Genomic DNA, 14,802 nt, shown 5'->3' on the forward strand with positions numbered 1-14,802 from the left:
CACAGGATAGCCCATGCTGGATGACGCCTGTGTGACAGGCTGCTATGATCTGCAACTGGCCCGCGACGCGATCGCGGTTCTTCCCCGCGCTTCCTGAAAGATGTCATGATCCGTCCACAACTGCTCGTCATCGCCGCCAGCGTCATGCTGGCCCACGCCGCCCCTTCCGCCCTGGCCGCCGCCGCTGCGCCTGCCGCCGCCATCAGCGCCCAGAACCCCTTGCTGAAAGCCAGTCCGCTGCCATTCCAGATGCCGCAGTTCGGCCTGATCAAGGATGCGCACTACGCGCCGGCGTTTGCCGAAGGCATGAAGCGGCAGCTGGCCGAAGTCAATGCGATCGCCGGCAACCGCCAGGCGCCCACGTTCGAGAACACCGTCGTTGCGCTCGAGCGCACGGGGCAGCTGCTGCACCGCGTGCAGAGCATCTTCAGCAACATGACGTCGACCAACACGAATGCCGTGCTGGAAGCGGTGGAAGTGGAGATGTCGCCGAAACTGGCCGCCCACACGGATGCCATCAACCTGAACCCGAAACTGTTCGCCCGCATCGACACCCTGTACGCCAAGCGCGACAAGCTGGGCCTTGATGCGGAATCCCTGCACCTGCTGGAACGCTATCACACGGATTTCGTGCGCGCCGGCGCCAAGCTGTCCGATGCGGACAAGGACAAACTGAAAGCCTACAACGCCGAGCAGGCGGGCCTGGAAACGGCCTTCGCACAAAATGTGCTGAAGGAAACGAATGCCAAGAGCATCGTCGTCGACACGCGCGCCGAGCTGGCCGGCATGACGGACAGCGATATCGACACGGCCGCCGCGGCCGCCAAGGAGCGCGGCTTGACGGGCAAGTTCCTCATCGCCCTCGTCAACACCAGCGGCCAGCCGCCGCTGGCCGTGCTGACCAACCGCGCCACGCGCCAGCGCCTGATGGAGGCGTCGCTGAACCGGGGCAGCCAGGGCGGCGAGTTCGACAACCGCGCCATCGTGCTGAAACTGGCGAAACTGCGCGCCGAACGGGCTACCTTGCTCGGCTACGCCAATTACGCCGCGTATGCGCTGGAAGACCAGACGGCCAAGACCACCACGGCCGTCAACACCCTGCTGTCGGAATTGGCGAAACCGGCCGTCGCCAACGCGCGCCGCGAAGCGGCCGACCTGCAGCAAGTGGTCGATGCGGAAAAGGGCGGCTTCCAGGTGGCGGCGGCCGACTGGGCCATCTACACGGACAAGCTGCGCAAGCAGCGCTTCAATTTCGATGAAAACGAGCTGAAACCGTATCTGGAACTCAACAGCGTCCTGAACAACGGCGTCTTCTTTGCCGCCAACAAGTTGTATGGCATCAGCTTCAAGGAACGCAAGGATTTGCCGGTGTATAACCCGGACGTGCGCGTCTACGACGTTCTCGATGCCAATGGCAAGCCGCTGGCCCTGTTCATCGCCGACTTCTATGCGCGCGGCAACAAGCATGGCGGCGCGTGGATGAATGAATACGTGTCGCAATCGTCGCTGATGGGCACGCACCCGGTGGTGGCCAACCAGCTCAACATCCCGAAACCGCCGGCCGGCCAGCCGACCTTGCTGACCTTCGATGAAGTGACGACCATGTTCCACGAATTCGGCCATGCGCTGCACGGCATGTTCTCGAACGTGAAATACCCGCGCTTTGCCGGCACCAGCGTGCCGAGCGACTTCGTCGAGTATCCGTCGCAAGTCAATGAAATGTGGGCCGTGTGGCCGGAAGTGCTGCAAAACTACGCCAAGCACTACCAGAGCGGCGCGGCCATGCCGCAGGAATTGCTCGACAAGGTGACGGCGGCGAAGAAATTCAACCAGGGCTTCATGACGACGGAATACCTGTCGGCGGCCCTGCTGGACCAGCGCTGGCACCAGCTGGCGCCAGCACAGATTCCGACGGACGTGCTGGCCTTTGAAGCGGCCTCGCTGAAGGACGCGGGCGTCGATTACGCGCCCGTGCCGCCGCGCTACCGCACGGCCTACTTCTCGCACAGTTTCTCGGGCGGCTACTCGGCGGCGTACTACGCCTACCTGTGGTCGGAGAAACTGGACGCGGAATCGGTCAACTGGTTCAAGGAAAACGGCGGCCTGACGCGCAAGAATGGCGACTGGTTCCGCGCCAAGCTGCTGTCGCGCGGCGGCAGCGTCGATGCGCTGCAACTGTTCCGCGACTTCCGCGGCCGCGACGCCACCGTCGAACCGCTGCTGGAACGCCGCGGCTTGAACGCCAAGTAAACCGCCCTCATCTGAAGCTTGCGCTGCGTCGTCATGGCGCACGCAAGCTTTCTGTGCCGGCGGCGTAGAATTGAGTAAGATGTCAATAAGAAGGCAGTCGAAAGAGTATATGAGTCAGCAAGATTTGAATGGCATTACCCTGGAAGGTATCGTGACGCGCCTGCACGCCCACTACGGTTGGGACGGCTTGGCCAAGCACATCGATATCAATTGCTTCATCAGCGATCCCAGCATCAAGTCGAGCCTGAAGTTTTTGCGCAAGACCCCGTGGGCCAGGAGCAAGGTGGAACAGCTGTACCTGGACACGCAATTTACGGACTGACAGGAAAAAACATGGATAGCAAACTCAAGGAATCGCTGCAACAGCTGCACTCGACGCTGGAAACCAGCGGCCCCGTCGATGAAGAACTGCATGGTTTGCTGCAAAAACTCGATGTCGACATCAAGTTGCTGATGGAAAAGCGCGCCGCGCAGGAGCAGGAAGAAGAATCGACCACCTACGGCCTGGCCGAGCGCAGCCAGGAATTGTCGGCCAAATTCGCGGTGAAACATCCGAAACTGGAGCCGGCATTGCGCGAATTGGGTGAGATTCTCGCCAATATGGGTATCTGATGCAGCGCTGAAAACCGACTGCGCAGCCCACTGCCGGGCATGTCTTGCTCACCGTGCTTGCGTACGGTTCCGCTATTCAACCCGGCATTGCGCTTGCCCGCGACGCTTTCGAGCGGCGCCGGGACGATGTTGATGCAATGATAAAAAACCGCTCCTCAGTTACAATTTCTCAATGGGAATTCCCCAAGTGATTGAAAAATAAACGTTTTTTGTACTGAAATCCAACAGTAAAAAGCAGGCCGTCAGGTTGGAAATGGCCAATTCCGGTACAATCCGTACCCTATGAGCTCCCCTACCAATTTATTTGCGACCGTTCCCAAGCGGTCTGCCCGCGCTGCCGTTGCGCCTTTCCTGCCGATGTCGCGCGCCGAGATGGACGCGCTGGGCTGGGACCAGTGCGACGTCATCCTCGTCACGGGCGACGCCTACATCGACCATCCGAGCTTCGGCATGGCCCTGGTCGGCCGCCTGCTCGAAGCGCAGGGCTACCGCGTCGGCATCATCAGCCAGCCGGACTGGCTGTCGGCCGACGCCTTCCGCATCCTCGGCAAGCCGCGCCTGTACTACGGCATTACCGCCGGCAACATGGACTCGATGGTCAACCAGTACACGGCCGACCGCAAGATCCGCTCCGACGACGCCTACACGGCCAACGCGGAACCGAACAAGCGCCCGGACCGCGCCGTCACCGTGTACGCCCAGCGCGCGCGCGAAGCGTACCCCGACGTGCCCATCGTCATCGGCAGCATCGAAGCATCGCTGCGCCGCATCGCCCATTACGATTACTGGTCGGACAAGGTCCGCCGTTCCGTCTTGCCCGATTCCAAGGCCGATTTGTTGATCTTTGGCAATGCCGAGCGGGCGCTGGTCGACCTCACGCACCGCCTGGCCGCTGGCGAACACATCAAGGATATCCGCGACTTGCGCGGCACGGCCTTCATGGTGCCGTCCGGCTGGCTGCCTGGCGACGACTGGGGCGTGCACAATTCGACCCGCGTCGACGTGCCCGGCAAGATCGATCCGCACTACAGCCCGTACGAGATGGTGCAGGAAGACAAGACCGCCTGCGCCACGGAAAACGCGTCGAAATCGGCCGAGGTCATCAAGCCGATCCGCATCATGAGCCGCGAAGAGCGCCTGGCCATGGCCAAGGAAAAGCACGACAAGACGGTGGTGCGCCTGCCCGCCTACGACGTCGTCAAGGATGACCCCGTCATGTATGCGCACGCTTCGCGCGTGTTCCACCTGGAATCGAATCCCGGCAATGCGCGCGCCATGGTGCAGGCGCACGGCGAACGCGACGTGTGGCTCAATCCGCCGCCGCTGCCGCTGGCCATGGATGAGATGGATGGCGTGTACGACATGAATTACGCGCGCGCCCCGCACCCGAGCTATGGCAAGGCGCATATCCCGGCCTGGGAAATGATACGCTTCTCCGTCAACATCATGCGCGGCTGCTTCGGCGGCTGCACCTTCTGCTCGATCACCGAGCACGAAGGCCGCATCATCCAGAGCCGTTCGGAACCGTCGATCCTGCGCGAGATTGAGCATATCCGCGATAAAACCAAAGGCTTTACGGGCACCATTTCCGATATGGGTGGCCCGACGGCGAATATGTACCGCCTGGCGTGCAAGGAAAAAGAGATCGAAGTCTCGTGCCGCCGCCTGTCCTGCGTCTACCCGTCCATCTGCGTCAACCTGGGCACGGACCACAGCAAGCTCATTTCCCTGTACCGCAAGGCGCGTGCCATTCCCGGCATCAAGAAAGTGCTGATCAGCTCGGGCTTGCGCTACGACCTGGCCGTGCGTTCGCCCGAGTATGTGAAGGAACTGGTGACGCACCACGTCGGCGGCCTGCTGAAGATCGCGCCCGAGCATACGGAAGAGGGCACCTTGTCGAAGATGATGAAGCCCGGCATCGGCGCCTACGATGAATTCAAGGAAATGTTCGACCGTTTCTCCTTGGAAGCGGGCAAGAAGCAATACCTGATTCCGTACTTTATCGCCGCCCACCCAGGCACGACGGACGTGGACATGCTGAACCTGGCCCTGTGGCTGAAGAAAAACAATTTCAAGCTGGACCAGGTGCAAACCTTCATGCCCACGCCGATGGCCATGGCCACGACGATGTACCACACGCGCAAGAATCCGCTGCGCAAGGTCACGGCCGACTCGGAAGTGGTGGAAACGGCGCGCAGCGGCAAGATCCGCCGCACGCATAAAGCCTTCCTGCGCTACCAGGACCCGGCCAACTGGCCGATCCTGCGCGAAGCGCTGGTGAACATGGGCCGTGGCGACCTGATCGGCAATGGCGACAAGCATCTGATCCCCGCCTGGACGTCGTCGGAGTCGGGCGGCCTGGCCGCTGGCGAACGCAGCCGCCAGACGCATGGCGCCGGCACGCCGGACAAGTTCAAGGTGGCGCCAGGCAAGAGCCGCATCGCCCTGGGCGGCACGGCGGCGGCGCCAAAGGCCACGGCCGTCGAGTCGAAAGTGCGTCCATCGATCCTGTCGACCATCAAGACCAAGGCCAAGCCGGCCGCCGTGCCGATGGGCCGTGGCAGCAAGCCGCCGGCCAAGGGCGGCCATGGCGCGCAGGCGCGTGGCGGTCGCAAGTAGGTCGCAAGTCAGGCATTCCGCGCCGATCCTGGCGCCGGACGATGCACAACCCGGCAACGCAGCCTGCGTTGCCGGGTTTTTTTATGCGCCGCGCCGGCCCGGACGTGCATGGCAGGCGGGAAAATTTTTTACCAATATTTAAAAATTGGATAGAGCAAAAGGCAATTTTCCCTTGTGGCAACTAGTGGTTTGAAAATATACTCGCTGAATATTTAGCCGTACGGCAACAAAGCTGTAATTCTGGCAATCGCCGAATGCAGGCGGCTCCAGCGTTTATATGAAAAGAGATGCCAATTGAAATGCCTTTCCTGCCAGGCCGAGAATAAGCCGGGCGCCAAATTCTGTTCTTCCTGCGGCACGACGTTTGCCGCTGCCGTGCCCGTGCAGGGCAAATCCTGTGGCCAGTGCGGCCATGACTGCAAGCCGGACGCCAAGTTCTGCCCCAAGTGCGCGTTCAGTTTTGGCGTTGCCGCGCCTGCCGTGGCCGCGCCGCCCGCCGCTGCATCCGTGCCGCCGCCGCTGCCCGAACCCGTCTTCACGCCAGCTTCTGAGCCCGCTATCGAGCCGGTGACGGAGCCGGTTGCGGAAACCGCTCCGGAAACCGTTCCGGAAACCGTCGCCGAAGTGCTGGCGCCGGTCGCCGTGCCTCTGAGCCTGAGCAAGTCGCCGCCGCCTCCCGCGCTGGAGAAGCGCATTGCCGAGCCTGTTCACGCACCGGAGCCAGAACCTGCACCTGAGGCGGTACGCGTGCCTGCGCCCGTACCTGAGCCTGAAGCGCTGCCTGAACCTGCGCCTGAATCTGCGCCCGCTGACGGCAAGCGTAGCAAGCTGATCGCTGCCGCCGCTGCGGCGGTGGTGCTGGCCGCCGCTGCCGGTGCTTATTACTACATGTCAGGCATCCCATCCGCATCAGTGCCTGCGGCGGACGCTGTTCCGGCGGCGCTGGCCACCACAGACGCGGCGCCGGCGGCGGAGGCGCCGCTGGACATCAGCGATCAGGCCCTCGATGGCGTCACGGCGGCCGAGCCTGCCGCGACGCCCGCCGCGGCCGAACCGGCGCCGGCGCCAGTCCCGGTTTCCACCCCTGTACCAGTCCCGGCGCCCGCGCCGCTGCCGGCGCCAGCACCGGCGCCCGTCGTGGAAAAGCCCGTCAAACCCGTCAAGGTGGCACCGCCGGCCGCGCCTGCCAGCAAGCCGTCCGGTCTCGAAGGCGTGATCACGGACAGCCTGTCGGAAGCGAGCCACTGCATGAGCCAACGCAAGTATGACTGCGCCATCGCCAACGCGAATGCCGTGCTGCGCATGGACACGGGCAACCGCTACGCGCTCGACATCAAGCGCAAGGCAAAAGAGGCGCAAGACAAGGCGCTGTCGCAAATCCAGATCGAGTAAGCCGCGCGGCTTGCCTTCCATTCCTATTTTGATCTTTCCGGAGAATAACGTGAAAAACTTGAAACAAATGGCCAAGCCCCTGGTGGCGATGCTGGTCGTATCCTCGATGCTGGCCGGTTGCGCCACGCCGGGCGGCCCTGGCGCCACCGGCAATACCACCACCGCAGGCACGGAAGCGGCCAGCGGCGAATGCAATACGGCCATGCTGGCCGGCATCGGCGCCGTCGTCGGCGGCTTGCTGGGCGGCGGCAACAACACGGTGCGCGGCGCGGCCCTGGGCGCTAGCCTGGGCGCGCTTGCCTGCGTGGCCTTGAATTATCAAAGCCAGCAAGTCAAGACGGCGCAGCAGGTGCAGAGCGATTACAAGGTAGCCAACAAGGGCAAGCTGCCCGAGCAGTCGACCCTGGTGAAATACGAAACGGGCTTTACGCCGGCCTCCGTGCGTCCGGGCCAGAAGGCACAGACCAATTCGTATATCGAAGTGGCCGCCGGCACGCGCGATCCGAACCCGCTGGTGGAAGAGGAATTGAGCCTGTACAAGCCGAATGGCGACTTGATCAAAACCGTGCGCAAGGTGGTCAGCAGCAACAACGGCAGCGGCGCCTACAAGGGCGGCTTCTCGATTCCCATGCCGGAAGGCGTGCCGCAGGGCATTTATCCCGTCCGCACGGCCCTGTACCTGAATAACAAGCGCGTTGGCGGCCAGGACGTCAAGTTGCAGATCGTCCAGCGCCAAACGCCTGCAGCGGAGCTGCAGCTGGCGCGCGCGTACTAAGCTCGCCGTCAAAACTGATTGCCACGGGCGGCCAGGCTGGCCGCCCTATCCCGATTCACCCCTTCCAGGCCTTACATGACCATTTCCAACGAAGCACATCAACCCCTGCCGTTTTCCTCCGCCCTCGGTTCGCTGATCGAAGCGACCGACGCCATCAAGAACTTCCGCGCGATTGCCCTGTTGGCCCTGACCTTCATCGGCGCCGTGCTCGTCGGCGGCGTCCTGACGATGCTCGCCGGCAGCATGAGCAGTGTCGTGCTGGCCTTCCTGGGCGGCTTGATGGCCTTCCTCGTGATGTTTTACGGCTCCAACGCCGTCGGCATCATGCTGATGCGCGATGCGCAGGGCCAGCCTGGCATGAGCCTGGTTGATGCCGTGCTCGTCTCGCTGTACACGAGCCACCGCCTGATCGCCGTCTTCATCATCGAATTCCTCATCGTGCTGGCGGCCATGATCGTCATCGCCATCATCTTGTTTGTGTGCAAGATTCCCGTGCTCGGTCCCGTGCTGTACACGGTTGTCTTCCCCCTCTCGGCCATCGTGCTGGGCGTGCTGGTGTTCGCGCTGTTCTACGTGATGCTGCCGCTGGCCGGCCCTGCCGCCTGGTCGGGCGCCACCGTGTTCCAGATCATTGCCCGCCTGAACCTGATCGTGCGCACCAAGCTGGTGTCGGTGATCTTGCTGGAAGTGCTGCTGTTCCTGATCACCGCGTTTACGGCGCTGCTGATCTTTGGCGTGCTGGGCACGGGCGTGTCGCTGACCAGCGGCATGTCGGCTGGCATCCTCAGCCTGGGCGAGATGAATATGTATGCGCTGGCTGCGGGCCTGGGTCGCGGCGGCTCCGGTTCCGGCTATCTCATCGCAGCCGGTCTCGGCGGCGGCTTGCTGATGGCGGCAGCGGCCGTCGTGCCGGGCCTGATCTTCACCAAGGGCGTGTGCATCATTTACCTGAACGCCACGCGCAATGTCGATTTCAGCGCTTCCGAAGCGAGCCTGAACGACGGCCTGGCCACGGTCAAGAAAAAAGCCGAGGAAGCGCGTGAACGCGCGCGCGCCCTGGCCGAGCAGGCGGCCACGCCCGCCGCTCCAGCAGCACAGGCCGCTGCGCCGGCTGACAGCCTGCAATGCCCGAGCTGCAAGGCGCCGGTCGCGGCCGACGATGCGTTCTGCGGCGAATGCGCGCATAAACTCAAGTAAGGCTGACCATGGCGCAATTCTGTAAAAAGTGCGGCACCGCCCACACGCCCGACGCGCGTTTCTGCGATGAGTGCGGCAACGCCGTGAACACCGCGCCGGCGCCAGCATCGTCGCCTGCACCGGCGCAGGTGCCGGCGCAGGCGCCGGCACTGTCCGGCGTGAAGCGGCGCCACCTCATCCTCGCCGGCGGCGTGCTGGCGGTCGTCGTCGTGGCCGGCGGCGCCCTGGCGTGGCTGCTGGCGCCCGAGGCGGCATCGGCTGGCAGTTTCAGCCGCGCCATCGATGCCCACCTGGCGGCGGACGAGGCGGCGCGCGACAAGCTGCTGTGCCTGTCCAACCTGCCGTACCAGAAGGAAGAAATCCGCGTGGCGTCGTACGACAGTTCCACGCGGCAATGGCTCGATGCGCTCGTGCGTAGCGAGCTGTACACGGGTCCCGTCGAGCAGAGCAGCGGCGGCTGGATCGCGCAATCGCAGTTCGTCTACACGCTGGCCGCCCCCGGCAAGGCGGCCTTGCGCGGCGACAAGCTGTGCGTGGCCAAGGGCGTGAAAGTGGCCAGTGTCAGCGGCTACGAGCAGGTGCGCGAGCTGGGCGGCCAGCAGGTGGCGATGGCCGCGGCCAAGCTGGCCTTGACCGATGAGGCGGCGTGGCTCGCCAAGTCGGCGGACCGCGCGCTGATCCTGGAACGCCTGCCGCACGGCGACCTCGAAGTGCAGCTGCCGCTGGCGCTGGTCGACAAGCAGTGGCAAGTCACGGACCGCGTGCAGCTGAACCAGGCGGCCATGGCCATGGCCGCCGCCATCGGACAGTCGCCGGCCGTACAGGGTGCGGGCATGCTGGACAAGCTGAAAAGCGTGTTCAGCTTTGGCGGCCACCCGCTGGTGGGAAAATGGCAGGCGCCGAGGGGCAATGTCCTGGAATTTACGCGTGACAGCGTCATCGAAAATGGCAAGGTGACCAAGGGCACGTTTACCACCGAAGGCAACGTCGTGACGCTGGCGCCGGAAGGCGCGGGCGGAACGGTCATGCGGATTAGCCTGAGCAACAATAACAACACGGCGCAGATCAGCCTTGGCGGCATGCGCGTGGGAACCCTGCAGCGCGTGCGCGATTAAGCATCCCGGCGCGGCAGCTTGCTGCCTTGCACCGTCCCAGAGCCCGGCGATGCCGGGCTTTTTTCATGCCGGCATTGCGCTGGGCGGGTATTTATCTTGACATCAAGATAGTTTGCATCCACACTGAATTATCTTAATGTCGAGATAGTCGTATGACCTCTGCTCCTGCCCGCCCCGCCTGGGGCGATATCGTGCTCACGGCGCTGGCGCCCCTGATCTGGGGATCCACGTACATCGTCACATCCGAACTGCTGCCGCCCGACCGTCCCTTCACGGCGGCGCTGATCCGCGTCTTGCCGGCCGGCTTGTTGCTGCTGCTCGTCATGCGGCGCCTGCCGGCGCGGCGCGACTGGGGCAGGGTGCTGATATTGTCCGCGCTGAACATCGGCGTCTTCCAGGCGCTGCTGTTTGTGGCCGCCTACCGCTTGCCCGGTGGCCTGGCGGCCGTGGTGGGCGCCATCCAGCCGCTGCTGGTGATGGGCCTGGCCTGGGGCGTGGAAGGACGCCGTCCGGCCCGCCTGGCCCTGCTGGCCAGCGTGCTGGGCGTGGCCGGCATGGGCATTTTATTGTTGTCGCCGCGCACGGTGTGGGAACCGGTGGGGATTGCCGCCGCGCTGGGCGGCACGGCCTGCATGGCGGCCGGCACCTACCTGACGCGGCGCTGGAAGCCGGACTTGCCCGTGCTGGCGCTGACGGGCTGGCAATTGCTGCTGGGCGGCCTGATGCTGGCCCCCGTCGCCTGGCTGGCCGATCCTGCGCTGCCGGCCTTGTCGCTGCAGCAAGTGCTGGCTTACGCTTACCTGTGCCTGGCCGGCGCCTTGCTGGCCTACGCGCTGTGGTTTCGCGGCATCGCCCGCCTGTCGCCTGTGGCCGTGTCCTCGCTGGGACTGCTCAGCCCCCTGATGGCTGTCGTGCTGGGCTGGGCCCTGCTGGGACAGGCCATGACGGGCTGGTCGATGCTGGGCTTGCTGCTGGTGCTGGCCAGCGTGCTGGCCGTGCAGTGGGCCAGCGCCCAGTCCGCAACTACGCGCTGATTTTTGCGCAATGCTCCGCAACAGGCTGATGCCATCAGCCTGTTCGCTTCCCTCTGGGCGTCGTCTTTTTGCTGCACCGCACATACAGTTTTGCTTGCACTGGAATGGGGCATTGAGGCACTATTCGCTTCGCGCAAACGTTTGCGCGCCGTGAAATTCCACAAAAGCATGATGTAGACGTGCTTGACCAACAACTCTGGAGACGCTCATGACATCCCGTATTCGCCTGAAAATGATTGCCGCCGCTGTCCTGGTGTGTGCCTTGCCCGCCGTGCCGGCGATGGCGCAGACACCTGCCAAACCGAAGGTGGCGCTGGTGATGAAGTCGCTCGCCAATGAATTCTTCCTGACCATGGAAAACGGCGCCAAGGCGCACCAGAAGGCGAATGCCGCCAAGTACGACCTGCTGTCGAACGGCATCAAGGATGAAACGGATACGTCGAGCCAGATCAAGCTGGTCGAGCAGATGATCGTCTCGCGCGTGAACGCGCTGGTGATCGCGCCGGCCGATTCGAAAGCGCTAGTGCCGGTGCTGAAGAAAGCCATCGACGCGGGCATCATCGTCGTCAATATCGACAACAAGCTCGACGCGGGCGCCTTGAAAGAGAAGGGCATCACCGTGCCGTTCGTCGGCCCGGACAACCGCAAGGGCGCCAAGGTGGTCGGCGATTACCTGGCCAAGCAGATCAAGAAGGGCGACCCGGTCGGCATCATCGAAGGCGTGTCCACCACGTATAACGCGCAGCAGCGCACCCTGGGTTTCCAGGACGCCATGAGCGCGGCCGGTGCGAAAGTCGTCAGCGTGCAGTCGGGCCAGTGGGAAATCGCCCCCGCCAACACGGTGGCGGCCGCCATGCTGAATGCCAACCCGAATATCAAGGCTTTGCTGTGCGGTAACGACAACATGGCCATCGGCGCCATTTCCGCCATCAAGGCGGCCGGCAAGACGGGCAAGGTCCTCGTCGTCGGCTACGACAACATCAACGCCATCAAGCCGATGCTGGCCGATGGTCGCGTGCTGGCCACCGCCGACCAGTTCGGTTCGCAGCAAGCCGTGTTCGGCATCGACACCGTGCTGAAAGCGCTGGCGCAGAAGAAGAAACAGGCCGAGCTCGGTGGCGTCATCGAAACCAAGGTCGAACTGGTCGCCAAGGGCGCCCAGTCCTGATCGTCTGATCCCGCCGGGGCCGGCGCCTGCCCACTCATGCGAGTAGGCGGCGCCGGCCCCGCCGCCACCATCGCGGAGTTTTATCATGCCTACCGACATCCCCCCGGCGCCAGCCGCCATCCCCTTGTTAACGCTCGATAATATCGGCAAGTCCTATGTCGGCCCCGTGCTGGGCGGCGTGGCCCTGCGCTTCGCCCCTGGCCAGGTGCTGGCGCTGACGGGAGAAAATGGCGCCGGCAAGAGTACCTTGTCGAAGATCATCTGCGGCCTGGAGCAAGCCACCACGGGCACCATGCTGCTCGACGGCAAGCCTTACCAGCCCGCCTCGCGCGGCGCCGCCGAGGCGCTGGGCATCCGCATGGTGATGCAGGAACTCAATCTGATTCCCACCCTGTCGATCGCGGAAAACCTGTACTTGAAAAACCTGCCGCAGCGCTTCGGCTTCATCGACCGCGCCCGCCTGGAGCGCGATGCGCGCGAGCAGATGGAAAAAGTGGGCTTGGGCGGACTCGACCCGTGGACACTCGTCGGTGCGCTCGGCATCGGTCACCAGCAGATGATCGAGATCGCGCGCAACCTGATCGGTTCCTGCCGCTTGCTGGTGCTGGATGAACCGACGGCCATGCTGACGCACCGCGAAGTGGAATTGCTGTTCCTGCAGATCGAGCGCCTGAAGGCCGAAGGCGTGTGCATCATCTATATTTCGCACCGCCTGGAAGAACTCAAGCGCGTGGCCGACCGCATCGCCGTGCTGCGCGATGGCCAGCTCGTGTGCGATGACGACATCGCGGGCCATTCCGCCGCCGACCTGGTCAGCCTGATGGTGGGCCGTTCGGCCGACGACGCCGTCGACCTGAGCGGGCGCACCATCGGCGCGCCGCTGCTGCGCGTGCGCGGCCTGGCGCGCGGCAAGGTGGTCCACCCCACCTCGTTCGACTTGCGCGCGGGCGAAATCCTCGGCATCGCCGGCCTGATCGGTTCGGGCCGCACGGAATTGCTGCGTTTGATCTTCGGCGCCGACCGCGCCGACGCCGGTGCCGTGTATCTTGGCGACAGCGAAACGCCGGCCGCCTTGCACTCGCCGCAGGCAGCAGTGAAAGCCGGCATCGCCATGATCACGGAAGACCGCAAGGGACAGGGCTTGTTGCTGCGCCAGTCCATCGCCGTCAACACGACCCTGGCGTCGCTCGACTCCGTCAGTGGCGCCGGCTGGCTCAACGACGCGGCCGAAGCGTCGGTGGCCGACGACTATATCCAGCGCCTGGGCATCCGCTCGCGCAACAGCGCGCAAACGGTAGCCGAGCTCTCTGGCGGCAACCAGCAAAAGGTGGTGATCGCCCGCTGGCTGTACCGCGACTGCCCCGTCATGCTGTTCGATGAACCCACGCGCGGCATCGATATCGGCGCCAAGTTTGATATTTATCAGGTGCTGGCCGAACAGGCACGCCAGGGCAAGGGCCTCGTCATCGTCTCGAGCGACTTGCGCGAACTGATGCTGATCTGCGACCGCATCGCCGTCATGAGCGCGGGCAGCATCGTCGACACCTTCGAGCGCGGCGCCTGGAGCCAGGACGCGCTGCTGTCGGCCGCCTTCTCCGGCTATTTGACCCCAACTTCCACTCCAGCTGCGGCCTGATCCGCCGGAAAGATTCCCATGACCACCAACTCCTCTCCTTCGTATCTGCAGCGCAGCCTGGCCGACCTGAAAAACTATGCGGGCCTGATCGGCGCCCTGCTGGCCATGTGCGTGCTGTTCTCGTTTGCCAGCGAAAACTTCTTCACGCTGGCCACCCTCAGCACCCTGTCGAACAATATCCCGACCCTGGTGGTGATGGCCGTCGGCATGACCTTCGTGCTGATCATCGGCGGCATCGACCTGTCGGTCGGCTCCGTCATGGCGCTGGCCGCCTCCGTGCTGTCGCTGGCCGTCGTGCACTGGGGCTGGCCCGTGTGGAGCGCGGCCCTGCTGGGCATGTTCGTCGCCGCCCTGTGCGGCGCCACCACGGGCCTGATTTCCGTCGGCTGGCGCATCCCCTCGTTCATCGTCTCGCTGGGCGTGCTGGAGATGGCACGGGGATTGGCGTATCAAGTCACCAACTCGCGCACGGAATACATCGGCAGCGCCGTCGAAGGCATCAGTTCGCCCATCGCCTTCGGCCTGTCGCCCGCCTTCATCGCCTCGATCGCCATCGTCGTCATCGGCCACCTGGTGCTCACGCGCACGGTGCTGGGACGCCACTGGATCGGCATCGGCACCAATGAAGAAGCCGTGCGCTTGTCCGGCATCAACACGAAGCCGTCGAAAGTGCTCGTGTTTGCCTTGATGGGTTTGCTGGCCGGCATCGGCGCCCTGTTCCAGGTGTCGCGTCTGGAAGCGGCCGACCCGAACGGCGGCGTCGGCATGGAATTGCAGGTGATCGCCGCCGTGGTGATCGGCGGCACGAGCCTGATGGGCGGACGCGGTTCCGTCATCAGCACATTTATCGGCGTGCTGATCATTTCCGTGCTGGAAGCGGGCCTGGCGCAGGTGGGCGTGTCGGAACCGGTGAAACGCATCGTCACGGGCCTGGTGATCGTCGCCGCCGTGGTGCTCGACACCTACCGCCGCCGCGGCGAGCGCGCCTAATCGCAGCAGAAAGC

At 64.1% G+C, this 14,802-nt stretch carries 12 protein-coding genes; all 12 read left to right on the forward strand.

The window, feature by feature from the left end; genetic code table 11:
• Positions 1 to 105: 105 nt before the first annotated feature.
• The 12 genes from O0880_RS27335 to O0880_RS27390 all read left to right on the forward strand — a co-directional run bounded on the left by O0880_RS27335 (position 106) and on the right by O0880_RS27390 (position 14,788).
• A complete protein-coding gene (locus tag O0880_RS27335; RefSeq protein WP_071326082.1) occupies positions 106 to 2,250 on the forward strand; it encodes a M3 family metallopeptidase in 2,145 nt (714 codons plus the stop codon).
• A gap of 109 nt (positions 2,251 to 2,359) precedes the next feature.
• Positions 2,360 to 2,572 carry a VF530 family protein gene (locus O0880_RS27340; RefSeq protein WP_071326083.1) on the forward strand — a complete coding sequence of 71 codons (213 nt, stop codon included), beginning with the start codon at positions 2,360 to 2,362 and terminating at the stop codon, positions 2,570 to 2,572.
• An 11-nt stretch (positions 2,573 to 2,583) separates the two neighbouring features.
• The gene (locus O0880_RS27345) at positions 2,584 to 2,862 is read left to right on the forward strand and encodes a DUF4404 family protein (protein WP_034753883.1); all 279 of its coding nucleotides are present in this window, start codon (positions 2,584 to 2,586) and stop codon (positions 2,860 to 2,862) included.
• A 357-nt stretch (positions 2,863 to 3,219) separates the two neighbouring features.
• The gene (locus O0880_RS27350; RefSeq protein ID WP_071326084.1) at positions 3,220 to 5,481 is read left to right on the forward strand and encodes a YgiQ family radical SAM protein; all 2,262 of its coding nucleotides are present in this window, start codon (positions 3,220 to 3,222) and stop codon (positions 5,479 to 5,481) included.
• 294 nt (positions 5,482 to 5,775) lie between these two features.
• On the forward strand, positions 5,776 to 6,873 hold the full coding sequence (locus tag O0880_RS27355) for a zinc-ribbon domain-containing protein (RefSeq protein WP_289889588.1): 1,098 nt from the start codon (positions 5,776 to 5,778) through the stop codon (positions 6,871 to 6,873).
• Between the two features lie 49 nt (positions 6,874 to 6,922).
• Positions 6,923 to 7,648 carry a hypothetical protein gene (locus O0880_RS27360; protein WP_289889589.1) on the forward strand — a complete coding sequence of 242 codons (726 nt, stop codon included), beginning with the start codon at positions 6,923 to 6,925 and terminating at the stop codon, positions 7,646 to 7,648.
• 75 nt (positions 7,649 to 7,723) lie between these two features.
• Complete coding sequence (locus O0880_RS27365; protein WP_289889590.1) at positions 7,724 to 8,845, forward strand: hypothetical protein; 1,122 nt, start codon at positions 7,724 to 7,726, stop codon at positions 8,843 to 8,845.
• 8 nt (positions 8,846 to 8,853) lie between these two features.
• Positions 8,854 to 9,960, forward strand: coding sequence for a hypothetical protein (locus O0880_RS27370; protein WP_289889591.1), 1,107 nt, complete (start codon positions 8,854 to 8,856; stop codon positions 9,958 to 9,960).
• A 152-nt stretch (positions 9,961 to 10,112) separates the two neighbouring features.
• Positions 10,113 to 10,994: an EamA family transporter gene (locus O0880_RS27375; RefSeq protein WP_289889592.1), complete on the forward strand. Its 882-nt coding sequence runs from the start codon at positions 10,113 to 10,115 to the stop codon at positions 10,992 to 10,994.
• A 232-nt stretch (positions 10,995 to 11,226) separates the two neighbouring features.
• Positions 11,227 to 12,162: a sugar ABC transporter substrate-binding protein gene (locus tag O0880_RS27380; RefSeq protein WP_289889696.1), complete on the forward strand. Its 936-nt coding sequence runs from the start codon at positions 11,227 to 11,229 to the stop codon at positions 12,160 to 12,162.
• A gap of 85 nt (positions 12,163 to 12,247) precedes the next feature.
• Entirely contained in the window at positions 12,248 to 13,798 is a 1,551-nt protein-coding gene (locus tag O0880_RS27385) for a sugar ABC transporter ATP-binding protein (protein WP_289889593.1), read from the forward strand.
• 18 nt (positions 13,799 to 13,816) lie between these two features.
• Positions 13,817 to 14,788, forward strand: a complete 972-nt coding sequence (locus tag O0880_RS27390; protein WP_071326093.1) for an ABC transporter permease — start codon at positions 13,817 to 13,819, stop codon at positions 14,786 to 14,788.
• Positions 14,789 to 14,802 lie beyond the last annotated feature (14 nt).

Source organism: Janthinobacterium sp. SUN118, assembly GCF_030397695.1.
In the GTDB taxonomy this organism is placed as follows: domain Bacteria; phylum Pseudomonadota; class Gammaproteobacteria; order Burkholderiales; family Burkholderiaceae_D; genus Janthinobacterium.